This window comes from Ktedonobacter racemifer DSM 44963 (assembly GCF_000178855.1).
GTDB lineage: Bacteria > Chloroflexota > Ktedonobacteria > Ktedonobacterales > Ktedonobacteraceae > Ktedonobacter > Ktedonobacter racemifer.
This window is the reverse complement of record NZ_ADVG01000002.1, coordinates 1,498,940-1,523,915: the sequence shown is the minus strand read 5'-3', so window position 1 is coordinate 1,523,915 and position 24,976 is coordinate 1,498,940. Positions and strand designations below refer to the sequence as shown.

The window sequence follows — 24,976 nt, the reverse complement described above, 5'->3', positions numbered from 1 at the left end:
TTCATCAGTTTATCCACACCCAGTGTCTACTCACTTGCTTATCGCTTTGGACCAATCCATACCGTTTGTACATTGACGAACTCGCGAATGCCGAAGGACGAGAGCTCTCGTCCATATCCACTATGTTTGATTCCTCCAAATGGCAAACGCGGGTCGCTTGCTGTCATACCGTTCAGAAATATAGCACCACTTTCTAAACGGCTAGCGAGTTTACGAGCCTGTTCAATATCGCGTGTCCAGAGGTTGCCGCCAAGGCCAAAATCCGAGTTATTGGCCAGCTCAATCGCATGTTCCGTGTCGCGTGCGGTGACCACTGCCGCCACAGGGCCGAAAGTTTCCTCACGGAAGAGCGGCATCTCAGGGGTTACGCCTGTGACGATCGTTGGTGCATAGAAGTAGCCCTTGCCCTCCAGACGCTTTCCTCCAAGTAAGAGCCGTGCCCCCATCTCTAGCGACTTGCGCACCTGCTGCTCCAGGTTCTCGCGCAGGTCAGCGCGCGCCAGGGGACCCATCTGAGTCTCGCGTTGTAGGGGATCTCCAACTTTTAACTGCGAGGTGGCCTGCGCGAATTTCTCCTCAAAGGCTTTGGCGACAGACTCTACCACAATAAAGCGTTTGGCGGCGATGCAGCTCTGCCCGGCGTTTTGGAAGCGTGCCTTGACGGCTGTCTGCGCGGCGGCGTCCAGGTCGGCATCCTCCAGGACGATAAAGGCATCGGAGCCACCCAGTTCTAGCACCGTCTTCTTTAAAACCTGGCCGCTGGTAGAAGCTACTTGAATACCGGCCTCCTCGCTCCCGGTCAGCGTCACGGAGGCGATGCGTGGGTCCTTAATCAGGGTATGGGTTTCGGAGCCTGGAACGAGGACGGTTCTGAAGACGCCCTCGGGGAAGCCACAGCGCTGGAAGATGCGCTCAATCTCTAACGCGACTCCCGAGACGTTGGAGGCATGTTTTAACACCGCTGTATTGCCTGCCATCAGCGATGGCGCGGCGAAGCGAAAAACTTGCCAGTAGGGGAAGTTCCAGGGCATGAGCGCGAGCACCACACCCAGGGGGCGAAAGGCGACATAGCTCTCTTGCGCATCGGTCGCGATGCGCTCATCGCGCAGGAATTGTTCCGCGTTCTCCGCGTAGTAGGTACAGTTCCAGGCACACTTCTCGACCTCAGCCTCCGACTCGGCGATGGATTTCCCCATCTCGCTGGTGGCCAGTTGGGCCAGTTCGGCCTTATGCTCACGTAAATAGGAGGCTAAATGCTGGAAATGGCGTCCACGCTCAGCAAAGGAGAGGGCGCGCCACTCCCGAAATGCCTTGTGCGCCTGGTCCAGAGCCTCATTGACCTGGGCCTCAGTATACGGTGTGTATGTTTCAATAAGCTCTTCATTAGCTGGATTAATTGATTGCATACTCATGACTTGGCACCTCCTGTATTTCAGTTGCATTGTATCTCTTCGTCAAGAGAAGTTGCAATGTCTCGCAAGGAGAAAAAGAACCAGCCAAATTAGCCCTTAGGGATAACATTTTTTATCCTCTCATGAAAAGCGTCTAGGTAAGTGAGGGAGAATGTTTTTGTCATAAAATACCCTTAATACAATGTCTTGATAGAAGAGAGGAAATATTCTCTATGGTGCCATGCTAAGGTGTGAAAAAGGAATGAGAGACAGTGGATAACAAACTTGAAAGACCTTTGCAATTCCGCTGGCAGGATGCCGAAAATGTCATGAATGTCTTACGTGCTGGAAATTCCTGCGCTCTATTGGGGATGGATGGCGTGGGAAAAAGTCGATTCATGCAGCACCTGGTCATGCCCGCAGTGCTTGAGCATTATCTTGGTGAGAAGTCCAAACACATGCATTGCCTCTTGCTCAGTGCCCATGAACTGACAAGCATATCGGCTCTGGCCTGTTACCGGCGCATGGCCTTGCTCTTGAACGAGGTCATGCGCCGGTACGGTCTTCCACCTGCCGAGGAAAATCCTCTGCTCCTCACCAATGAGGATATCGCCAGTACACTCTTGCTCCAGCGCGTAGAGCAGCTTATGCAGCAGGATGAGCAACTGACACTGGTCTACTTCTTTGATGAGTTGGATAGTGTCTATACCCAGGTTGAGCCACAGTTCCTGCGCTTCTTGCAAGCTTTGCGCTACCGGGCGCAGGGGCGCGTCTGCTATGTTCTGGCGAGTAATAATCCGCCGAAATTGCTCGGTGAGACGCGGACACGCAAACAGATGAGTGACGCCTTCTCTGAACTGGTAAATGGGCGCGTGCTTGGCGTCAGGCCCCTTGAGCGGGAGGATGCTTATCTACTCATCGAGAGGGGACTACCCGCCGCCTTGCATGAAGGCTTTCCTCTTTCTCTTGTGACCCTACAACGCCTGCTCTTCGAGGTAACGGGTGGGCATCATGGCCTGTTGCGTACCACGCTGTTATTGCTTGAACAGGGCCAGGTGGCGCTTCAGGAACGAGAGAGTATCACGACCCTGAGCGAGAAGTTACTGCGCAATGGAACGATTAACAGTAAATGTGAACAGCTCTGGGAGAGTCTCAGCGAACCGGAGCAGCAGTGCTTAAAACAGTTGCAAAAGGGTCAGCTTGTCAAAGCCACGGTCTCGCAACAGTTAACCAATCGCCAGGTAAACGATATCTTCGCGTGGCTACAACTCAAGGGTGTGCTGGTGGAGTCGTCGCGTAGTAAGACCTATCGCTGCTTCTCCCCCCTCCTGGCGACCTATATATCACACCAATTCTCCGCCGCCTCGCCCGGGCTTCAGATTGATTTTACACGCTATCGTTGCTGGATTGATGGTGTGCTCCAAACCGATTACTTGCGCCCGCACGAGCTTCGCCTGTTACGTTACCTGGCAGACCATGCGGGCGAGGTCTGTTCGCGTCGCGACACTACGCGCGCCGTATACAACGAGGCATATAGTTCGGCGACGGACGATGCGCGCCTGGATGCCCTGGTGGAACGTACGCGCAGGCACATGGGTGACGATCCACGCGCGCCCCGCTTCCTGATCACAGTGCGCGGCGCGGGCCACCAGCTGAATGAATACCTATCACGGGACCCCCAGACTGAGTGAGGGAAAAGTTGCTCGGGGTGAGCACTCAAAAATACTGTGGGTGCCGTATTCCACGCGCGCGTAGCCGGGCGGGTGTGGTAAACTTCGATAGGAGAGGCATCTGGTTCTAGTGTTCCAAACGCAGGGGGTACGTGTGCGCAATATCAATCTGCATCAACTAGCCACCTTTCAGGTTGTCGCGAAACACTGTAGCTATGTACGGGCCGCCGAGGAACTGCATTTTAGTCAGCCAGCCGTCTCGGCGCAGATCCGCCAATTAGAGGAAATGCTAGGCGTTAAGCTCTTTGATAAAATTGGGCGCCGGACACATCTGACACAGGCGGGCGAGGAATTGTATCTCTATAGCCAGAAAATTTTTACTCTGATTGATGAGACACTGGATACGATGGAGGCGCTCCGTAGCCCCCACTATGGGCGTTTAAGCGTCGGCGCGGATACGACCGTGGGCACCTATGTCATCCCCAAGCTGCTGGGGAAATTTCGCCAGATGTATCCACAGGTTGAGATCACGTTGGAGGTCTTCAACCATAACTACCTGGTAGATGCGCTGGTACATAACCGGATCGACATGGGGATTATGGGACGTATTCCGAGCGATGTTCCCATGTTTGTCGCGCCCTTCGCCGCCAACGAACTGGTCATTGTCGGCACCCCTTCCCACCGCCTGGCAAATTGCGAGGGCGTTCCCCTGACTGAATTGGCACGCGAACATTTTCTCATGCGTGAGGAGGGATCGGGGACGCGAGCAGCCCTGGAAACGGTCTTTCGCGACGCGGGCCTGCCTCTGCTGGTGAGCATGCAGGTTGGAAATAATAGCGCTATCAAGCAAGGGGTTCAGGCGGGTCTGGGCATCGCCCTCATCTCGCGCGTCGCCATCGATATGGAGTTGGAGACCAATCGCCTGGTCATGCTGGATGTGGATGGCTTCCCCGTGATGCGCCAGTGGCGCCTGTTCCACCTCAAGGAGAAGAACCTTTCGGCCACGGCCCGCGCCTTCAAGCTCTTCCTCCTGCAACATACCAACCTTCCCCTGAATGAACTTCCGCCCCTCCTTCAAAAGCAGGTGCAATATCAATAGTGGCGTCTAGAGGCCGAGCAGGTCAGCTTTGCGCAAAGTATTCTGGATGCTGCGTACGATGGCCGCGTCAACCATCTTGCCATTGACGGCGATGGCACCTACGCCCCGGGCCTGGGCCTCGCGATATGCCTGGTCAATGGCGCGGGCCTCGGCGATCTCTGCGGCTGTTGGCGCGAAGACCTGGTTGGCGATCTCTAACTGGGATGGGTGAATGGCCCATTTGCCGACGAAGCCAAGCGCGCGAGCGCGTAAGCATTCGCGCCGGTAGCCTTCGGGGTCCTTGAAGTTCGCATAGGCGCCATCGATGGCGTCAATGCCTGCCGCGCGCGCCGCGATGGCGATTTTGTTACGTGCGTAATACCAGGTGTCGGGGTAAATCTCAAAGGAACCATCAATACCACGGCTATCTACGCCCTGCGAGGCGCTATAGTCGCCGGGGCCAAAGATCAAGGCCTCCAGACGTGGGCTGACGCGGGCGATCTCCTCTATATGCAGCATGGCCTCGACCTCTTCGATAAAGGCCTCTAGCCGAATGGGACGCGTGCGGTGCAGACGCTTTTCAATCTGGGTGAGCAGGACATCGACCCACCAGATATCGCGCGCGGCCTTGACCTTGGGGATGATTAAGATGTCGAGACGCTCCCCGGCCTCCTCCACGACGGTGATAATATCCTGGTAGGCATACTCGCTCTCCAGGTTATTGATACGCACGGCGCGCGTCTTCTTCCCCCAGTCAAGGGTGGTCAGGGCCTCAACAATTTTACCCCGCGCCTCGCCCTTGGCATCGGGCGAGACCGCGTCTTCTAGATCGAGGATGACCAGGTCGGCCTGGCTCGCCGCCGCTTTCCGCAGCATATACTCATTGCTGCCCGGCGTAGACAGCTCTGAACGTCGTAGTCGCATGCCTGTCTTCCTTACTTACTCTTGTTCCAGGGCATCTTTGGCGAGGGACGAGAGGGTCACATCATCCATGGGAGGATGATGCAGGCCGGCGCGCACATCGCGGTAGTAGCGCTGGAGGGGGAAGTTGAGCGAGAGGCTGGCCCCACCCACCAGGCGCATGGCCAGGTCAACGATCTCAACCGCGTGGTTTGTCACCAGGTACTTGGCGGCGGCGAACTGGCTCGCGGGCACGCTCTCGGGGTCCTGGCTGAACTGCTCGGCGATGCCGAAGAAGACGGCATTGCATTGCAGAAGTGCCAGTTCCATCTTCGCGATCTTCTCCTGCACGTGTGGGATGGCGGCGATGGACTGCTGCTTGATTGAATTGGGGCGGCGCCGGCGCGCGAAGTTGACGGCCTCGTTGCGCGCCGCCTGGGCAATACCCAGGTAGACCGCCACGGTGGGGAAGGACCAGGCGCTCAGGCGTAGTTTAGCCCCGGGATTGGCTGGAAGTTCGCGCTCCATATAGGCTTCAGCCGGAACACGGATATGCTCTAGAATCACGTCATTGCTGCCAGAGCCGCGCATGCCAACGGTGTTCCAGGTATCTTCAATACGCAGACCCTCGGCGGTGCGTGGAATCAGGAACTGGCCGCGCTCGGCCTCGATGGGTTCCAGGTTGGTCTCGTCTTCAATGGCGCAGCTCGTGAGGAAGAAGGAGAGGGCATGGCTTCCAGTGGTAAAGGTTTTGCGCCCATCGATGATCCATGAGCCATCTTCCTGGCGGCGCGCGACTGTTGTGGGCAGGCCTCCACGACTGGGACTCCCGGTGGCAGGCTCGCTCAGCGCGGCGTTAAGCATGGCTCCGTCTTCCACCACTGCGCGGCAGATATTGGCGAAGAACTCGTTGTACTCATCACCTGCGTTCTCGGCCATCTTCGCGATATTGGCGATATGCATACTGGCGGCCAACGCGGTCGAGGCATCGCCCTGAGCCAGGCGGTACTGTGCCAGCACCACATCGATCAGACTGGCCCCCAGGCCGCCATATTCTTTGGGGACGCTGAGTTTGAGATAGCCTGCGTCGCGCAGGTCATCATAGTTTTGCAGTGGGAAGATGCCCGCCCAGTCGTTCTCGTGGGCACGTTTGGCAAAGGTTTCAGCTAATTCTCCGGCGAGGGTAAGAAGGTACTGTTGCTGCTCCGTTTTGGGGTACAGAGGAAAAGTCATCTATGAAAAACTCCTTAGTTTGGCTCCATGAGGATAAGATAGTCGTTCTCTCTGCCTTATTGTATAACAATATCTGGGTAGGTGGTATGGCGGATGCTGCCAGCCACAGGCTGGCAGCATCCGCCATACCACCTACCCAGGCGAGCGCCGTAGGCGGGAGCAGTCACGCCAAAGAGGTAAAAAAAAGAGGGAGAAGACCTCCACCAGAATGGAGTCTCTCCCTCTTTTCTGAAAGTGAGGGCGCTGGGTAGTTCAGAACAGCACAAGAGATGGGTGCCTGCTAGTTATCCCATGACCTGGTTGTAGAGGTCATAGATCGCAAGTGTTGCCTCTGACTCACCGATATGTCGCGCTAATTGCCCTTGATACTGGTCCACACGTCTCATACGAAGATCCATAATCTCATGCTTGGCCGTGCCCCAGGCCAGTCCGTTGAGTCCCTGTTTGATCGCCTCATATTCTTCGGCGATACGCTGGCGTAGGAGGGCGATTTCGCTTTGATGCATAGGATGGTGCCTTCTTTCCTGGAAAAGAGCAGTGCGACGCTACCAGGATGTTGCCGCAACAACGGCGTTTGTTCGTTGTACTTTTCTAAACGGGGACTATACCATGTTTTTTCGTAATCTGCATGTTTTAGGGGTGTTTTAATACTATCTTTATGTTTGACTCCTCGCGCCTGCGGCGCTCGCAATAAAATAGTGTGGATGGTGAACGGCATTCGCCGTTCACCATCCACACTATTTTATTAGGTAAGTTGTAGGGTCCAAGCTAGCTTGGACTTCTCGGGGCTGGTGGTCAAGTGAGGGTGAGTTGGAGGGCGTGGGCGAAGGGGCGGTAGCCGGCGCAGTGAGCCAGGCGGAGGGAGGCGTGATTGCTGGCCAGGGCACTATAGATGGGAAGCAGGCCTTCTTGCGTGATGGCTTCGGCCCAGAGGAGAGTAGCCGCCAGTGCGTAACCCTTGCGGCGGGCCTCGGGAAGCGTCTCAATGCCGAGTTCGCAGGCGTCTGGTGTGTGCCGCGAGCTATGGGCTACGCTCACAAGGCGATCATGCTCCACAACGCCAAAGACTGGTTGCTGTTGGGGCGCGCTAAAATAGTCTACATCTTCTGGCAAGAAGGTAGCGATGATATGGCGTTCTTCGGGCGAGATGCGCCGGGCGAGCCTTCGTGCCTCAGCGAGATCCATAGTAGGCGTAGCTGTCTGTACAAGCGCGACCTCACGGCTGGCGCTCACTCCCTGTGAAACTGCCTCTACTTCTGTAGCTGCCTGTAGCTGCCTGACATGTTGAAGGAGTTGCTCGCCCTGTTGGGGAGTGACATCAGAGCGCCAGATGTAGAGCTGTTCATTAGTGGGCTGGAGTGTAGCGATGCAGAGGTGCCAGGGCGGTTGGTATGGCGCTGGTACGATGGTATGTGTCTGCGTGAGTGGAGGAATCTGGAAATACCAGACTGCCTCAAGGTGGCGACGCAATAGAGTGTGAGTATCAAGCATGAAATAGCGATCCTTTTATTTCTGATAGATGGTGTAGCACGCCCTGGTAGCCAGCGGCTGCCAGGGCGTGCTACACCATCTATCAGGGCAAGCACCGAGGCGCGAGGAGTTTAAGCCCAAAAGTTGCATACCAGGTTACTTTAAATGCTCTTTCAGGAAATTGATGGCCCGTGGCCAGGCGTCGGCGGCCGCCGCTTCATTGCCCATGCCGTGATCTGGATTGAGGAAGGCGTGGCCGGCGTCATAGACCTTAACGGTAAAGTCTTTCCCGGCATCTTTGTAGAGCTTCTCAATCTTCTGTATTTGCTCTGGGGGAATACCTTCGTCCTGGCTGCCATAGACGGCGAAGACGGGCGCATTAACGCGCGCGACCTCTTCAGACCTGGGATCATAGCCGCCGCCATAGAATGGCACCAGCGCGCCCAGGTCGGGATAGTGCGCCGCCGTGGTATATGCCAGGAAGCCTCCAAAGCAGAAGCCCATCAGACCCAGCTTCTTGGGTTCTACGTTATCCATATTTTTCACGGTGTTAAGCGCGCCAATGATCTCGTTGACCGCGCGATCCACATTTTTGCGTGTTGCCATCATCAGGCGCATAGCGTCGTTGGGTTCAGAGGCAATCTTGCCATGAAAGAGGTCAGGCACGGCGACGACAAAGCCTTCAAGTGCCAGTTTCTGCGCCAGGTCGCGGATATGAGGTTCGATCCCCCACCATTCCTGAATCAGGACAACGCCAGGATGCTTAGCATCGTCATCAGGCTGGGCGATGAAAGCATAGGCACCCTCACCATTGACGGGTAGCTTCACATGCGAAGTGTGAATTACAGCCATTGTCAGCTCCTTTTCATATAGGCGTATTAGACTGAAATAGCGTTATGGATAACAGAGGGCCAGGAATAAGCGCTTGGGCTGTAGTGTTATCCATCGCTAGATACACTTTTTACAGGTAGATTATATACTATGGAGACGATACAAATGCCCCTGGCGTGCACACGGCTCCCTCAATTTCTTCAGGTTTTGCGCCGATAACTCTTCATTCTGCTGCTTGACACTGCATGGCTTTGTCTGTACACTGAAGAAGGTAGGTAGATGTAGAGTTTTTCGTCAACTACCCTACCAAGAGTATAGCATTTAAGAGAGAACACGATGACCCTGCAACAGAAAAACATGTACATGTCAATGTGTGTTGCTATGGACCAGATGTCGATGATGATGGCATCGGGCCGGGTATCGCTGTTCCTCTCGACCCCTGACTACGCTCAGACCTGTTGAGGTGAGCGCAGGGGATAGAAAAGCAAAAGAAGAGGCGTGAGCGATACCGCTCACGCCTCTTCTTTTGCTTTTCTCCAGGTGATGTGACGCTAGTTTTTCTGGACGACAAGAGGTAAAACCATGAATGTGAAACAACCGCTAGAGAGTTTGTCTGAATGTGTAGAAGGAGTTGCCGGGACCGGGCGCTTCGGGCGCTTTTATATTACGACCGCGATTGATTACCCTAATGCTGCGCCTCATGTGGGGCACGCGCTGGAGAAGGTCATCGCGGACATACAGGCTCGCTATCATCGTTTACTGGGCGATGATACGTTTTTTAGCACGGGTCTGGACGAGAATAGTCTGCACGTTTTGCGCGCGGCTCGCGAGGCCAATGTCGAGCCTCATGCATGGGTCGCAGCCCTGGAGGCGCGCTTCCGCGAGGAGTGGCGCAAACTGGATATCAGCTATGATCGCTGGATTCGTACGACGGAGGAGGCGCACCGGAAAGTCGCGGAAGAGATTTTTCGCCGCGCCTGGGCGCGCGGAGATATCTACCGCACCACCTATTCAGGCTGGTATTGTCCCAACTGTAACAACTTCTATAAGGACGAAGATTTGCGCGACGGGCATTGTCCCGATCATCCTTCAATCTCGCCCGAGTGGCTGAACGAAGAGAACTACTTCTTCGCCCTCTCGCGCTACGAGGACCAGTTGCGCACATATATTGAGGAGCATCCTGACTTTATTGTTCCAACTTCGCGCCGGGCCGAGGTGCTGGGCGTGATCAAGCAGGGGTTGAGGGATTTCTCCATCTCGCGCCAGGTGCGTCCTGGATTGGAGAACTGGGGGATTCCCGTTCCCGAGGATCCACAGCAGGTGCTCTACGTCTGGTTTGATGCCCTGACAAACTACCTGACCACGATTGGCTTTCTCCAGGATGAGGAGCGTTTTGCGCGTTACTGGCCCGCGGACGCTCATGTGATTGGCAAGGATATCACGCGTTTCCACTGTCTCTACTGGCCCGCCATTCTCCTCTCGGCGGGGCTGCCACTGCCCAGGCAGGTTGCCGTGCATGGCTTTATCACGCTGGAGGGGAGGCGTTTCTCCAAGTCGTCGGGAAATGTTATCGCGCCGAGTGCGCTTGTGGACGTAGTTGGTAGCGATGCGCTACGTTATTACCTGCTACGCAACCTCTCGCTGACGGCTGATGGCAACTTCACGCGTGAGGGTCTCTTGCGCGCCTATAACGATGAACTGGGGAATGACCTGGGGAACCTGCTACAACGCCTGGTGGTACTCATCAAGCGCTTTCGTGGCGGAACCATTCCTCGTCCAGGTAGTGTGACGCCTCTGGAGGAAGAGGTACAGGCTCTGGTAGCACAGGGCGGAGCACTGGTGGGCCGCGCCCTGGAGGAATGGGAGCCAGGGCGCGCTCTGGAGGAGGCGTGGCGCTGTGTGCGGCGCGTCAATCTGTATATCGAACAGAGTGAGCCGTGGAAGCTTGCCAAACAGCCCGGGCAGGAGGAGCGCCTGGATACCGTGCTCTACACGGCGGCGGAGGCTCTGCGCCTGCTCTCGCTCTGGCTCGCGCCCTTTATCCCCGCCACCTCGCGCCGCCTGCGTGAGCAGCTAGGCCTGGAGCCTCTAGCGAATGGAGCATGGCGCACAGAGGGGCACTGGGGTGCATGCGAACTCACCCAGGTCGTTCCCGGTGGCGTACTCTTCCCCCGCCTGGAAGGCATTGAGGTATAAAAGATGACCATGAGGGTCTGGGCAATGCCCGGACCCTCATGGTCATCTTTTATGCACTTGCAGGTATGATGGGGAGCAGGATGTGAGAGGGGTGCTCAGTATCGTGCAGGATGGTCTGGTGTGCCTCCTGGAACTCGGCATCGCTTCCCAGTGGCTGGCCCGTGTTGGGGTTACGGTCCCAGCGCGGGAAGCTGCTGCTAGTGATGTCAACGCGGATGCGATGTCCTTGCTTGAAGAGGTTACTGGTGGCCCAGAGGTCGATGACGTACTCATAGGCCTTGCCAGGCTCGATTAGCGAAGAAGCCTCACCCTGAGCAAAGTTCCGGTGACGTGCGCGAATGATGCCATCAGTCAGGTTCTGCGCATAGCCATCGGGATGCACATCAACTAGGCGTGCCACAAAGTCCGTATCGGGCGCGCTTGATGTTGCCCACAGGTGAACCGTGATAGGCCCGGTGACCTCTACATCCTGCTCAAGCTCAGGTGTGCTATAGACCAGGACATCCTCGCGCTGCTCAATGGAGCGCTGATCGTAGGGGCCGGAGCGATACTCAGGTGTCATCAGCAGTGCGCCGCCACGGGTGGGCACTGGATTGGCTGGATCATAGATGTAGTTATCAGGCTCCTCGCTCTCAGGTGCCGTGGTACTGAGCGCGCCGTCGCCAGCAAGGGTATTGGCGTGTCCGGAACTATGCAGGTAGTAGCGCGTCTCGACGGCGCGTGCTAGCGGCCATTCCTGCTCGTCGCGCCAGGTGTTGGCACCCATCACAAAGAGTTTAATGGGGGCCTCGCTCTCAATGTCGTTCTCCACCTGTTTCAGGTAGTGGTCGAACCAGCGTACCTGGAGGCTGACCAGGTCGATCTTGAGGTCGATGAAGGCCGCGCTGGCTCCCATCCCAAAGTTAAGCTCCCCGATGGGATTCATCATCCCGCCATGGCTCCAGGGGCCAACAAGCAGCTTGCTCTGGCGTGCCTCGGGCGTGGTTCCCTGCTCACGCATAATTCGGAAGTTCTCGATGGTATCCTTGAGGAAGATATCATACCAACCCGCGATGCTGAAAGTCGGGACCGTTACCTTCTCATGCTGACCCAGAATGGTCATATATTCAACGCGCTCGCGCTGCATCTCATACTCAAACGCATCAAAGAAGGCGGGTGAGACATCGTTGCGCTTGAGCGGGGCGAACTCACTCAGAGGGAGCGAGGCATAACCCTGAGTACCCAGCGCGTCTATATCGTGAATAAGCTGGTAGAGCGCGGCCCCCAGTTTGCGCGGATCGGCCTCGCCCCGGTAGCGGCGCATCAAGACATCGATGCCCATCGACATTTGCCACTGGGCGGTGGTCCCCAGCTCCAGGGCACCTCCACGAAAGGTCACACCATTGAGAGGATCATTCCAAGTTTGCACTGGCACAGCGGCCTTCAGAGCTGGTGGCTGCTGGGTCATGGCCGCCCACTGGGTGAAGCCGAAATAGGAGATACCAAACATACCTACAATGCCATTGCTGTAGTGTAGCTTAGAGGCCCATTCTACCGTATCGTAGCCGTCCTCGGCCTCGAAGCGCATGGGGTCCCATTCGCCCCCAGAGGTAAAGCGCCCACGCGTATCCTGCACAATGACGACATAGCCCCGGCGCGCGACCTGGAGTGGATCTAGCAGCGAAGAGCCAATGGGGAGATCCTTGCCATAGGGGAGGCGCGTCAGGAGAACGGGCCATTTCCCTTCGCCGGCGGGTCGATACACATTGGCGCGCAAGATCGTGCCATCGCGCATTTGCGCTGGAACGTCAAAATCAATGGCAACCTGGTGCCCTGCTTGCTGTGTCATACGCAGTATGCTCCTTTGCAAAAAATGAGTAACTTCTTATATGAAAACTAACGGAAATGTCGCGCCATTATATGTATGTATATGCATCTATGTATCATACAACGCTCCGGGCAGAGGTAGCTAGCTTCTCTAGTACGAGTCTTCACGTCTACATAGTCTAGAGCTTATCCGAAAGAAGATATGGATCACCAGAAACAAAACACGAAGAGCAGAACACCTTGAGAAACATCTCAATCTGTTCTGCTCTTTCCCACTTCCCTATGGTAGAATACGCTCAAGCATTTTCACGACGACGCGTAAGCAACATATTTCTACCTCCATATAGTCAGTTACCCCACGTCTCAAGACAAGGATTTGAAGGGCTTTACGGCGCGTTTTGATACCTGTTATGCCGCTTTCGGCAAGGTGCTTACCTTGAACCAGGTTTTGCCGCCATCGGCTGTCCTATAAAAATCGATAACACTGCTTGATGTCTGTGTAAGAGCAAAGCCAGCACGTACAGTGAGAAAGCTATAATCAATAAGTGTTCCATTCCTATTCCAATGCGGCGACAAATACTTCTAGCATCAGGTCCTCCGCATCCTCTAACGAGGGCGTATGCAGGCGAAGGTAGCCAAGAATAGCCTTACCGTGCTGGTCAAAGAGCGTCGCATGGAGAGGAGTATATTGAATGTTTTCATCCCTTTGTTCTAGCTGCATGTGCGTTCCTTTGCTACACTAATTTCGCTAGTAATATCACCACAGAAAAGAAAACGTGACATTCCCCTACAGGCTTTGTATTGATGCATGCAAGGCGAACCAGGGCGTATACTAAAGGGAGCAGGCGAAAGTGATGCAATTGAGAGGGTGGCGAAGAGCGCATTATTATAGTCAAGAAACAATAAGTGTATTTTCTTGTAATAGCTAAAACGTACAATTTGGAAAAACTTGACACCCTTCGATGCAATTCGTTATACTCAGTTGGCATGTGACGATGAGGCCCTTGTGCCGGTATGTTTATCGGCGTTTAGCTAGCGTTGGTGGAGTGTTATGGATCAGGATTTTTCAACGAGTGCATATCTGCTCATCCAAAAGGGACCGCTCGTGGGGAAACGGGTAGAATTATGGAAGGATTGTACCACTATCGGGCGCAGTCGGGAGTGTGATATTTTTCTGGAAGATATTACTGTCCATCGGAAACAAGCCAGAATCCTGCGTCTCCCCGAGGGGTTTGTGCTACGTGATGATCATGGCAGTGGCGATAGCTTTGTCAACGATCAGCCTACGCAAGAGCAACTCCTCTCCAATGGCGATGAGCTTAAATTTGGCCATACTCAGATGGCCTTTTATGATAGCGAGGGGACCCGCCCCTTCAAACTGGCCTCCTCACGTGGACGAGAATCCCTTATTGGCAAGGAGCCTGATTCGCAACCCGTCTCGGCTGCTTACCTCTATCCTTCTGGCGGCCAGAGTTCCATGCGTCAATTAGAGGTTGTATCCAATATGACCATCGGACGGAGCCGGGAATGCGATATTTTTCTGGAAGACCTCGCGGTGAGTCGCCACCATGCCTCGATTCATGAGGTTGCCGGAGGTATGTACGAGTTAATTGATCAACGCTCCGCGACGGGAACCTATATCAATGGGCGACGCATAATGCAGCAGGTATTACGTGATGGCGATATTGTGCAAATCGGCTCGATCCGCTTTACCTTCCGCCAGGTCAATCCTTCATAAATATACGAGTGTTAGGTGTGACGCGGGTTGGCAACTGAAGGCTGCCAACCCGCGTCACACCTAACACTCTACTCCCATACCCTTTTGTATTCTTGCTTTAGCTTGGTGGAGTTCCTAGTAGACGAGTTAGCTCCCTTACGCGCTTCGCATAGACATCGATTGTCTCTCCATTTGTGGTATGAAGTGGAGGGGCATAGGCTCGCGTGCGCCACATAAAGCGCCAGACCTCGTGTGGAATAGCCTGAGTGTAGCCCGTGTCCTGGTTGCGGATGTGGGTCGCGGAGATCTCACGATAGGCATTGCTAAGTGGGAGTGGCTCGATGTAGCGCGCGAAGCGTGTGTTCTCCTCCTGCTGTAAAAGCGCCTGCAATGCCTCTGGCCCATCCTCTCCACGTGGTGCGACCAGGAGTTTGGCCAGGGCAAAGAGTTCCTGGAGCGCGGCGTCGCGATCCGTATAGTAGTGAGGATCGAGGATCTGCACAATCTTATCAAAGCCTATCAGAAAGTAAATCGTGCGCACGCGAGGAAAACTCTGCCGTATGGCCTGCGCCTGTTCCACGTAAAGGCCCCGGTTGAAGAGCAGAATGCCAGATCCGGAGAAGCGCCTCATTAACCGATCCAGGAGCGCGAGGCGATCCAGAAAGAGGGGGCGCGAGATATTTTCCTTATCGACGGTCTGCTTGCTCATCGCGGCATAGAGGCACATAGGCGCATGGCTTCGTGTATAAGAGTAAGCCTGCTTGAGCATAGCCAGGTGGGCCAGGGTCGGCGGATTAAAAGAACCAGTGAAAACAATGAGATCGCTAGTGGGCCTGGGGGAGCCGGGCAGCGGCAAGACGAGTGGTTTGCCCCGTGGATCAAGCGTATCAAGGCTCTGCTGGATGGCGCGCAGATAGCGCCGGTTATGTGGTGTCAGATAGAGATGTTCGCTCATGCTCTTAATACCGTTGTACATGAGACAAAGGCAGGACGCGGGACCCCGCGTCCTGCCTTTGTCTATACTGCTAGTCCTGCGCGAGGCGGCGTAGCACGGTGAGCAAGATGCCACCGTTCTTATAATAGGTGACGTCAATCGCGCTATCCAGGCGGGCGACGGTCTCGAAGGTGAAGGTAGAACCATCTTCACGCGTGGCCTTTACGGTCACGGTTTGGCGTGGTTTGAGGTTCTGCTCAATCCCCAGAATATCGTAGGTCTCGTGACCGGTCAGGCCCAGAGACTCTTTGCTCTCGCCAGAGCGGAACTGGAGGGGCAGGATGCCCATGCCGACGAGGTTGCTGCGATGGATACGCTCAAAGCTCTCGGCAATTACGGCCAGTACACCCAGCAGCAAGGGACCTTTGGCCGCCCAGTCACGGGAGCTACCGGAACCATACTCCTTGCCTGCGATGATCAATAGCGGTGTTCCCTCCTGCTGATAGCGCATAGAGGCATCATAAATGGTGGTCTCTTCGCCATCGGGCAGGTGAACGGTGTAGTAGCCCTCTTTGCCATTGGTCAGGCGGTTGCGCAGACGAATGTTGCCAAAGGTACCGCGCATCATCACCTCGTGGTTGCCACGGCGCGCGCCATACGTATTGAAGTCGCGGCGCTGCACACCATGCTCAAGCAGGTATTGACCAGCCGGACTATTGGGAGCAAAGCTGCCCGCGGGCGAGATGTGATCGGTCGTGATGGAGTCATCGAGTACGGCCAGCACGCGTGCGTTATGAATGTCCTTCACGGGCGTGGGCTGATCACTCATGTTCTGGAAGAAAGGCGGCTCGCGCACATAGGTCGATTCAGGATCCCACTCGAAGAGCTGCCCGGTTGAATTGGAGAGCGCCTGCCACTGCTCGTCGCCCTCGAAGACGCGGCTATAGTTCTCAGCGTAGACCTCGGGCGTAACCGACTTGGTCACTAGCTGGCGAATCTCTTCCTGGCTGGGCCAGATATCGCGCAGGTAGACCTGCTCGCCTTTGTCGTTGGTGCCCAGCGGCTCATGTGCCAGGTCGATATCGACAGTACCTGCCAGGGCGTAGGCCACGACCAGGGGCGGCGATGCCAGGAAGCTTGCGCGCACCTGGGGATGGATGCGTCCTTCAAAGTTGCGGTTTCCGCTCAGCACGGCGGCGACAACCAGATCATTCTCCTGAACGGCCTCGGCAACTGGCTCGGGTAGCGGACCGCTATTGCCGATACAGGTGGTACAACCATAGCCCACGAGGTTGAAGCGTAGCTCCTCAAGGGAGGAGAGGAGGTCCGCGTTGCGCAGGTAGTCAATAACTGCGCGTGAGCCAGGGGCCAGGCTAGTCTTGACAGCCGGGTTGACTTTGAGGCCTTTTTCAACGGCGCGCTTGGCGAGCAAACCTGCCGCGACCATAACGGAGGGGTTGGAGGTATTGGTGCAGCTGGTGATGGCCGCGATAGCGACCGAGCCATGACGCAGGTGTGTCTGCTGCCCGTCCAGGTTGACCAGGATATCTTTTCCCTCAAGCACGCTATGACCATTGCCATTGCCGTTGGCTAGCTGGCTCTCCGCGTCCTCTTTCTGCTCAACTGAGCTAGGAGTCGCGATGCCGCCTTCGTTGCCCAGGCGATTGATAGGACTCTCGACTGTCACATTGGTGGCGGCGGCCTTGAAGCGATCGGCATAGGCGTTGCGGAACGCTGTACCCAGCGACTGCATGGCGACGCGATCCTGTGGGCGACGGGGACCAGCCAGGCTAGGCTCAATCGTGCTCAGATCCAACTCCAGCAAGTCGTCGAATTGTGGCTCAGGTGTTTCATCGGTACGGAAGAGACCCTGGGCCTTGGTATAGCGCTCCACCAGGTCAACCAGCTTGGGATCGCGACCCGTGTCTCGCAGGTAGCGGATGGTCTCGGCATCGACCGGGAAGAGCGTCGCGGTCGCGCCAAACTCGGGCGACATATTAGAGATCGTCGCGCGGTCGGCCAGCGCCAGGTAGCTCAGGCCAGGACCGGTGAACTCGACAAACTTGCCTACCACGCCGCGTTTGCGCAGTATCTGCGTGACCGTCAGAACCAGGTCGGTCGCGGTCGCGCCCTCTGGCAGCGCGCCGGTCAGGCGCATACCGATGACTTCGGGAGTTAACAGGTAGAGGGGTTGCCCCAGCAGCACGGCCTCGGCCTCGATACCGCCGACGCCCCAGCCCAGCACGCCCAGACCGTTGATCATCGTCGTATGCGAGTCGGTGCCAACCAGGGTATCGGGATAGGCGACCTGCATCCCATCATCCTCTTTCATCATCACGACCGAGGCCAGGTACTCCAGGTTGACCTGGTGGACAATACCTGTTCCGGGTGGAACGACGCGGAAATTGCTGAATGCCTGCTGCGCCCAGCGGAGGAGGGCATAGCGCTCGCTATTGCGCTCATATTCACGCTCGACGTTCTGCGCAAAGGCCATGCGTGAGCCAAAGGCATCGACCTGAACCGAGTGGTCAATCACCAGGTCGGCGGGCACGAGCGGATTGATCTTCTCAGGATTACCCTGCATCCGAGCCACAGCCGAGCGCATCGCGGCCAGGTCGGCGACGGCAGGTACCCCGGTGAAATCTTGCAAGAGTACACGCCCGGGGAGGAAGGGATACTCGGCCTCATTTCCCGTGGCCTTACCAGGCGTCCAGTTAGCGAGCGAGAGGACATCCTCCGTCTTTATCAGGTCGCCATCAGCATGGCGGAGCAGGTTTTCGAGGATGATGCGTACCGTAAAAGGCAGGTGATCTAAATTCTGTACGTCATGCTGCTCAAGCGCGCTGAGACGGAAGTAGTGGGTGGTCTCGTGGGCGCCTTCGAGTGGCGTACGGGCGTTAAATACATCTTTGTATGCCGTCATAAAAAAATCCTTTAATGGAGTGAACTAATGGGGAGGGAGACTTGTCGTTGCAGAATGAGCTTGCGTAACAACTGGGAGCAACGGTCGCCCTGTGACCTTATATATCTATAACTCCTGTTATTATATAACAGTTCCACGCCAAGATGTACGCTTGTCATAGCTGTTCCTTTTCATCCTGGCTCGCAAGCCCACCGGGGTAAGAGGGATGGGTCTGGGGCACCGGACGGTGCCCCAGACCCATCCCTCTTACCCCGAGCGCCACAGGCTCAAAAGGTCAAGGACTGGCTTGAGCAGTGATCAGGAGGGATCATTGTAGGCAGTGGGCCAGAAGTGAGGAGGAGATGATGCACAGATGCAGCGAATGGCCTGGCTGTTTCGTATAACCAGTATCAGCCTTCCCAGGTTTGAAAAACAGGTCGTATCGAGATTCTAATTCAAGCAGATGTTGCCCCTCGCATATACTGAATAGAGGAGGGTAATCATCGAGATCGCTTGCAAGTGTGTCTGTTCCTTGCTATAGTCCTTGGTGAACAGTTATAAGCAGACCGTAAAAAGGCTGGGTGTGCAGGTCCATCTGCAAAAGTTCGACCTGCCAGACGTTTACCAGATAAGGTATGTGTCGGGCGAGGATGAGTAGTGGTGTATAATGCAGGCAAATATAGTATTTTCTTTCCTGTTTTCATAATGTACTACAAAGGGTAGCATATTATATTGACAAGGTCATAACGTTTTCGCTACAGTAGTGGCAATAAAGCCTTTTGTATGTCAATAGTTAGAAATAGTGCGCAGGCTAGGGAGGAAGCGTGTCTATGGGGATGTGTCTAGATTTAGAGGGGTGTGGCTTCGCCAATCGAGAAAAGGCGCGCTTTTGCGCCCATTGCGGTATTCCCTTAGAAGGAACATTTTTACAGGGACGTTATGAGGTCCAGGAGCTTGCGCTTAAAGAGCGTAAGACAGTCACTTTGTGCGCGCTAGATCGCCATCAGGGACAGTCTGTGCTCGTGCGTGCTTTAATACCCCAGAGCGCGACCGAGGACGAGCGTGAGGAGTTCCTTCAGGATGCCGAGCTTGCGGCCTCGCTCTCGGAGCGTGTTGAAGATCCGGGGAGTGTGCGTGTCCTGGATTATGGTCAGGATGGCCCCCTGGTATTTTTGATCAAGGCGGAACAGCGGGGGGGACGAGGAAATAGCCAGCAGGAGCACTCTCAACTGGCCTGGAATGCCTCGGCTGGTGGCGAAGAGTTCGCGCTGGATATCAATGGCGACGATGATGCCACCGTGCTACGTATGCCTGCGCTCTCGCAACTAAAAAACGCGAAGCGACCACAGGAGAGTCAGCCCGATCCATTAACGCGCGGCCATGTGGCGTATGAGCAGGGGGAGTATGAGGCCGCCTTGCGCTACTATGAACAAGCTATCGAGCAGGATGTAGTTTCGATTGAAGCCTGGGCGGGTAAGGGCGCGGCCCTTTTAAGCCTGGAACAACTGGATGAGGCTTTGTTGGCTTATGATCACACTATCTCGCTCTGCCCAAACGATCCAGAACTGTGGACCTCGCGCGCCAATGTGTTGCATGAGCTACGTCGCTTCGACGAAGAAATGGATTGCTATGAGCAGGCGTTGCGCTACGACCCGAACTATATTTATGCCTGGAGTGGACGTGGTATGGCCCTGGCGGAGCAGGAGAAGTCTGAAGAGGCATTGATGGCCTTTGACAAGGCGCTGCTCCTCGATCCCCGTCAGAGCGTTGTCTGGCAGGCCATGAGCGATACGCTCTATAGCCTCCACCGCTATGAAGAGGCCTTGATCGCTGTCAATCGTGTCTTTGAAATCGATGCCAACAATGTCTCCGCCCTGGACACCAAAGGCAATATTTTGCGTCGCCTGGGCGATGCGGCAGAGGCTCTCCCTCTACATGAGGAGGCCCTGGAGCTTGAGCAGGAGAACGCGACGCTCTGGTTTGATAAAGGCAATGACCTGCGCGACTTGAAGCGCTATGAGGAGGCCCTGGCGGCATATGACCATGCTCTGACGCTTGACCAAACTATGGCAGGGGCGTGGTATAATCGAGGAAATGTTCTTGCTGCTCAGCAGAAATTCGAAGACGCCCTGGCTTCTTATGATTATGCCCTGCAATATGACGACGGCCTGACTTCTGCCTGGTACAATAAAGGCAGCTTGCTGCACGAATTGCAACGGTATGAAGAGGCCCTTATGGCTTTTGACAGGGCACTGGCGGGAGATATCCACTACATTGCGGCCTGGAATAATAAAGGTTTGTCGCTGTATGCACTTGGCCGTTTGGATGAGGCACTGGCCGCGCTTGACCAGGCAACCTCGTTTGCGCCAGATGAGCCAGACGCCTGGTATAACCGGGCGGTTGTTTTACAGCGCCTGGGGAGGAAGCAGGAGGCCATCTCATGCCAGGAGTGGGCGCGCTCACTGGAGCAGCGAGCGAATGGAAGCGAAGCCTCATAACAGGCTCGTGGGTGGTGTGTGGAGCGTAGACCGAGCCAACATATCACTGGTGGTTGCTGCCGGACAGTGGATCGAATCAGGCTGCTTTTAGGTAGATGAGAAAAAGCATCTGCCCGCGGTAAATTTTGAACCTACGACTCGGAGGAGGGAATGCGACGCTGCGCCGATCAAGTTGATTGTGGCTATGAAAACCGGGACAGCGATTTATTTTGCCGTGCCTGTTCCTTACCACTCATACATACTATGTTAGTGGGTCGATACCGTGTGGATGCTTTGCTTAGTAAAGGCGGCTACGCGGCAGTTTTTCGTGGGGTAGATCGTAACCTCTCGCGCTATATTGCGATCAAGGTCCTGCTTCCAAGTCGAACGACGAACAGTGAGCACGAGCACTTCCTGCGCGAAGCCCGTATTGCCGCGACCCTCGACCATCAAAATATCGCGCCAATCCTCGACTATGGCCGCGATGGCCCTAGTGTATTTCTGGTGATGCCTCTCTATACAGCCGGCTCACTTAGAACGCGTCTCGCGCAGGCCAATGGCCCTTTGCCTCTCTCCGAGGCCAAGAGCAGTTTCTTGCAGCTTGCGGGCGCATTGAGCTATGCACATACTCGCCCGCGCCCGGTTATTCATCGTGACATCAAGCCAGAGAATATTTTGTTACACCAGGATGATCACCGCATGGTGATTACAGATTTCGGCATTGCGCGCGCGCTCGAACCGGGGGAGCGTGTCGGTCGAACGGTGACGGTGCGCGGCACGGTGGGTTATATGGCCCCCGAGCAGACCAGTGGCGTCGTAGATCCAAGAAGCGACCAGTATGGGAGCGCCATTGTCCTCTATGAGATGCTAACTGGCTACCATCCCCTGGACCCCGCCGGGGGAACGGTTCCTCCGGTTTCATCGCTCAATCCAGATCTGCCCCAGGCGCTGGACGAGGTCGTCATGCGTGCCATGACCTCTAAACCCGATGGCCGCTTTAGCGATATGCAGCAGTTTATGCAGGCTTTTGAGCAGTCCTTTACCACGAGCACCAAGATCCAGCGTGTTCGCTACCAGGTTTCGCCACAGCAGGTCCAGCCAGAGGCGCATACACAGCCAACCTCGCGCCCGGCCACGCGCTCCTCGTCGGCACCTCTGAACATGAGCAACACGGGCAAGTCGCAGAGCGTTTCTGCCGCGCAACGTCGCTCAAATGCCAGTACTGTGAGCATTACTGAAAAATGCCAGGAGGGCGATCGCTTTCTTGAGCAACAGCACTACTCACAGGCCTTACAGGCCTACGAAGAGGCCCTGGGCATGGATCCGCTGAATTTCTATGCCTGGAATGGCAAGGGCACGGCTCTCTATAACCAGGGATACTACCGCAAGGCCCTGGACGCGTATCTGTACGCGACGGAGATTGATTCAGGCAACGCGGTGGTCTGGGTAAGCGCTGGCCTGGTTCTGATGCGCCTCCAACGCTATCAGCAGGCCCTGGTCCACTTTGAGCGCGCACTCTCACTCGATGCACAGTATGTAGCGGCCTGGAACGGGAAGGGCGACGCACAACTGGATATGAATCTCCCGGAGGAGGCTCTGGCCTCTTATCAACAGGCGCTGGCGCTGGACCCCAGGAGCTTTCAGGCCTGGAACGGGTTGGGCAATGTGCATTCCAGTCTGCTCGACTACACCGGGGCCGTGGATGCCTATACGCGCGCGCTGACAGTCAACCCTCGTAGCGCGGTGGCCTGGTGCAATAAAGCCGAGGCACTCTCGCGCCTGGGCCATAACCGGGCCGCGCTGGATGCGCTCAACGAAGCCACCGAGATGGATAAAGGGTATACACGGGCCTGGCTCTTAAAGGCCGAGGTCTATGAATCCCTGGGTAATACACAAGAGGCGCAGAAAGCGCGTAAGCGTGCCAGGGCCTGGAGCATGAAAGCCTAGCAGGGTTATGGGATGTGGGGTGGAAATGCCACAGGCATTTCCACCCCACATCCCATAACCCTGCTCAGGACGCAAGCGCTGTAAGTACCTCTAGCGATGTTAAAGTAGTGGTGCTGTATGTTGAAAGGTTGTATAGCGACGATCTATGCATATTGAAGCTCTACATGATAAAGAGAAGATCGAAAAATATCTATTAAAGAATGTGGGTTTGTATCTCTATCATCTGGGTGACCTAGATGACTTCTTCTGGCCCTATACCTGCTGGTATGCCCTGGTAGAGGGTCAGGAGATCTACCAGTTGGCCTTGCTCTACATTGGTGGTCAGACCCCTGTCCTGCTGGCTCTGACCGACCAGGATGAGGAGCGTATGCGCCTCTTTATGCGCCTGCTATTGCCACTCTTGCCCTCGCAGTTGGATGCGCACCTCTCGCCCTGGGTACTGGATATAATAGAGGAGGCATATACGCTACGCTCTTATGGAAAGCATATGAAAATGCTTCTCCAGGATTCCAGGCGGCTGCAAACTATCAACACCTCCCAAACATTATCTTTAGGTCCGCGCGACCTTCCTGAAATTGAGGAGTTCTACCGGGTCAGTTATCCTAATAATTTCTTTGATCCAAGGATGCTTGAGACAGGCTGTTTCTGCGGTATTCGTGCTGCTACAGTTGGTGAGCGCGCGGGTGCATTACAGAGTATTGCTGGTATCCATGTCTATTCTGAACCTTATAAGGCTGCCGCTCTTGGAAGCGTAGCCACGCATCCCCAATGGCGAGGGAGAGGGCTGGGAACAGAGGTCTGTGCGCGCCTGAGTCAGGAGTTGCTCACGCGGGTAGAGCACATTGGCCTGAATGTCAAGGCCGATAATATTGCGGCTTTGCGCTGCTATGAGCGTCTCGGCTATCGAACTATCGCGACCTACGAGGAGGCATCCTTAACGCGTAAAGTGTAGGAATACAGAGCCATCTTACAGCAGGGGAGGCTGAAATCGTCGCACAGCGGAAGCTTGCTCCCCCGCTGTGTTATCTGCCATGGCCCAGCAGGAGCATGGTGAGTAGCATGCCTGTCGTGAGTAAAAGTAAAAAGACGAGGCCCACAATAATTACTCCAAAGGCCGTCGATTGCTGGAGCAAGTGCAGCGGGAGCGTTCGTAATTGGAGACTCCGAGAGGAGATGCCAGCAGGCAACATCGAGGAAAGTCTGGGATGCTGCTCGACAATAGTTTCCAGCGAGGACTGCTGTGGCAATGGTGCCTCCTCTTGTATGGCTGCTGCGTGCACGGTCGCGGAAGAGATGGTAGGTAGCTGCTCGGGACCATGGGCTTTGCCGATAACCTTGTCCAGGGGGGGCATGGGCAGCGTCGTCGCTTCGCGCTGTTTATCGATAACAAACGCGGCCTCCTCCATATGTATGTCGCCTCTACTGTCAAGGGCACGCCCCTGGGCGTACATCTTGACCTGCGTTCGCTCCTGGAGAACGGTGTCATAGGCCTGTGCAAATGCCATTATGTTGGGGTAGCGTTGCTCAGGTTTCTTTGCCAGTGCGCGAAGAAAGACTTCGTCGAGCTCTGATGGCAGTGAGGGGATGTGCGCGCTGGGAGGTGTTGGGGAGGTGTTATGATGGTGATGCAGGAGCTGTGACGCCGTGCCTTCAAAGACCGCGCGCCCAGTGATGAGCTGGTACATCATAACCGCCAGAGCGTATTGGTCCGCGGCGGGACCCACATACACCGAGGTTGCCAGGGTGGGATCATCGAACTGCTCCGGGGCCATGTACAGCGGTGTCCCAACCGAGCGATGCAGGGAGCGCCCATTGCGGTAGAATGCGGCCAGGCCAAAGTCGGCCAGGAGTAGCTTGGGTCGTCCATGAGGAAAGATATGTTGCAGATTGAGGTGCTGCATACCCTTAGGATAGCCACGCTCAACGCGAATCAGGAAGTTCGTTGGCTTAATGTCGCGGTGGATAATCCCATGATCATGTGCGAATTGCAGGGCCGCCGCCGCCTGTAACAGGTAGTAGCCACCCTCTTCAGCCGAGATAGGCCAGCCAAAGCCATACTGTTGTGTGCGCTTTTGTAGCCAGTTCCAGAGTGAGCCTTCGGACATAAAAGGCATGACGAGATAGGTAATGCCCTGCCCATCCTGCTCAAGGACCTCATCCCCAAAGTGATAGAGCGACAAAATATTTTCATGATCAAGTTCTGCAACCGCGCGTGCCTCACGTTCAAAACGTGCTGCTGCCTGCTTGCCTTCTGGTGTGTTGGGCACGGCCCGCAGGTCTCCACAAACGACTTTGATAGCCACTTTGCGCCCAATACGCATGTGCTGTGCTAAGTAGATGTCACCCATCCCTCCACTCTCGGCCAGGCGGATCAGGCGATAACCACCGAGAGTCTTCCCCACCAACATATTCATCCAACAATCC

At 55.6% G+C, this 24,976-nt stretch carries 18 protein-coding genes; 7 read left to right on the top strand and 11 right to left on the bottom strand.

Translation table 11 applies throughout. The features are described from left to right. Positions 1–38: 38 nt before the first annotated feature. Positions 39–1,412, bottom strand: a complete 1,374-nt coding sequence (locus tag KRAC_RS22945; protein WP_007911223.1) for an NAD-dependent succinate-semialdehyde dehydrogenase — start codon at positions 1,410–1,412, stop codon at positions 39–41. Positions 1,413–1,663: 251 nt separating this feature from the next. On the opposite strand from KRAC_RS22945, the gene KRAC_RS62270 reads away from it, so the two are divergent. Next, positions 1,664–3,082 (top strand): winged helix-turn-helix domain-containing protein, encoded by a 1,419-nt coding sequence (locus tag KRAC_RS62270; RefSeq protein ID WP_007911222.1) that lies wholly within the window; start codon positions 1,664–1,666, stop codon positions 3,080–3,082. A gap of 109 nt (positions 3,083–3,191) precedes the next feature. Then, positions 3,192–4,160: a LysR family transcriptional regulator gene (locus KRAC_RS22935; RefSeq protein WP_007911221.1), complete on the top strand. Its 969-nt coding sequence runs from the start codon at positions 3,192–3,194 to the stop codon at positions 4,158–4,160. 6 nt (positions 4,161–4,166) lie between these two features. Here the strand turns inward: KRAC_RS22935 and KRAC_RS22930 are convergent, their stop codons facing one another. From KRAC_RS22930 to KRAC_RS22905, 5 genes are all read right to left on the bottom strand, one after another. Beyond that, positions 4,167–5,063, bottom strand: coding sequence for an HpcH/HpaI aldolase/citrate lyase family protein (locus KRAC_RS22930; protein ID WP_007911220.1), 897 nt, complete (start codon positions 5,061–5,063; stop codon positions 4,167–4,169). A 15-nt stretch (positions 5,064–5,078) separates the two neighbouring features. Then, positions 5,079–6,272 (bottom strand): acyl-CoA dehydrogenase family protein, encoded by a 1,194-nt coding sequence (locus KRAC_RS22925; RefSeq protein ID WP_007911219.1) that lies wholly within the window; start codon positions 6,270–6,272, stop codon positions 5,079–5,081. Between the two features lie 284 nt (positions 6,273–6,556). Continuing rightward, positions 6,557–6,778, bottom strand: coding sequence for a hypothetical protein (locus KRAC_RS22915; RefSeq protein ID WP_007911215.1), 222 nt, complete (start codon positions 6,776–6,778; stop codon positions 6,557–6,559). Positions 6,779–7,067: 289 nt separating this feature from the next. Continuing rightward, the gene (locus KRAC_RS62265) at positions 7,068–7,763 is read right to left on the bottom strand and encodes a GNAT family N-acetyltransferase (protein ID WP_007911213.1); all 696 of its coding nucleotides are present in this window, start codon (positions 7,761–7,763) and stop codon (positions 7,068–7,070) included. Between the two features lie 135 nt (positions 7,764–7,898). Further along, positions 7,899–8,594, bottom strand: a complete 696-nt coding sequence (locus KRAC_RS22905) for a dienelactone hydrolase family protein (protein WP_007911212.1) — start codon at positions 8,592–8,594, stop codon at positions 7,899–7,901. Between the two features lie 561 nt (positions 8,595–9,155). Here KRAC_RS22905 and metG point away from each other — a divergent pair. After that, positions 9,156–10,769, top strand: coding sequence for a methionine--tRNA ligase (gene metG / locus KRAC_RS22900; protein WP_007911210.1), 1,614 nt, complete (start codon positions 9,156–9,158; stop codon positions 10,767–10,769). A gap of 49 nt (positions 10,770–10,818) precedes the next feature. Here metG and KRAC_RS22895 read toward each other — a convergent pair whose 3' ends face one another. Further along, positions 10,819–12,597: a CocE/NonD family hydrolase gene (locus KRAC_RS22895; protein ID WP_007911209.1), complete on the bottom strand. Its 1,779-nt coding sequence runs from the start codon at positions 12,595–12,597 to the stop codon at positions 10,819–10,821. A 534-nt stretch (positions 12,598–13,131) separates the two neighbouring features. Next, a complete protein-coding gene (locus tag KRAC_RS71555) occupies positions 13,132–13,296 on the bottom strand; it encodes an RNA polymerase sigma factor (RefSeq protein ID WP_007911206.1) in 165 nt (54 codons plus the stop codon). 330 nt (positions 13,297–13,626) lie between these two features. On the opposite strand from KRAC_RS71555, the gene KRAC_RS62260 reads away from it, so the two are divergent. Next, positions 13,627–14,313 carry an FHA domain-containing protein gene (locus tag KRAC_RS62260; protein WP_007911205.1) on the top strand — a complete coding sequence of 229 codons (687 nt, stop codon included), beginning with the start codon at positions 13,627–13,629 and terminating at the stop codon, positions 14,311–14,313. Between the two features lie 97 nt (positions 14,314–14,410). On the opposite strand, the gene KRAC_RS22885 is transcribed toward KRAC_RS62260, so the two are convergent. Next, on the bottom strand, positions 14,411–15,247 hold the full coding sequence (locus tag KRAC_RS22885) for a nucleotidyl transferase family protein (protein WP_157506980.1): 837 nt from the start codon (positions 15,245–15,247) through the stop codon (positions 14,411–14,413). A 70-nt stretch (positions 15,248–15,317) separates the two neighbouring features. Continuing rightward, entirely contained in the window at positions 15,318–18,149 is a 2,832-nt protein-coding gene (acnA, locus tag KRAC_RS22880) for an aconitate hydratase AcnA (protein WP_007911200.1), read from the bottom strand. An 815-nt stretch (positions 18,150–18,964) separates the two neighbouring features. Between acnA and KRAC_RS22875 the strand changes: the two genes are divergently transcribed. From KRAC_RS22875 to KRAC_RS22865, 3 genes are all read left to right on the top strand, one after another. Continuing rightward, positions 18,965–20,626, top strand: a complete 1,662-nt coding sequence (locus KRAC_RS22875; protein WP_169460931.1) for a tetratricopeptide repeat protein — start codon at positions 18,965–18,967, stop codon at positions 20,624–20,626. Positions 20,627–20,890: 264 nt separating this feature from the next. After that, complete coding sequence (locus KRAC_RS22870; protein WP_169460930.1) at positions 20,891–22,552, top strand: protein kinase domain-containing protein; 1,662 nt, start codon at positions 20,891–20,893, stop codon at positions 22,550–22,552. 202 nt (positions 22,553–22,754) lie between these two features. Further along, positions 22,755–23,504, top strand: coding sequence for a GNAT family N-acetyltransferase (locus tag KRAC_RS22865; protein WP_420795828.1), 750 nt, complete (start codon positions 22,755–22,757; stop codon positions 23,502–23,504). Positions 23,505–23,574: 70 nt separating this feature from the next. Here the strand turns inward: KRAC_RS22865 and KRAC_RS22860 are convergent, their stop codons facing one another. Continuing rightward, complete coding sequence (locus KRAC_RS22860) at positions 23,575–24,966, bottom strand: serine/threonine protein kinase (protein WP_007911188.1); 1,392 nt, start codon at positions 24,964–24,966, stop codon at positions 23,575–23,577. Positions 24,967–24,976: the final 10 nt, after the last annotated feature.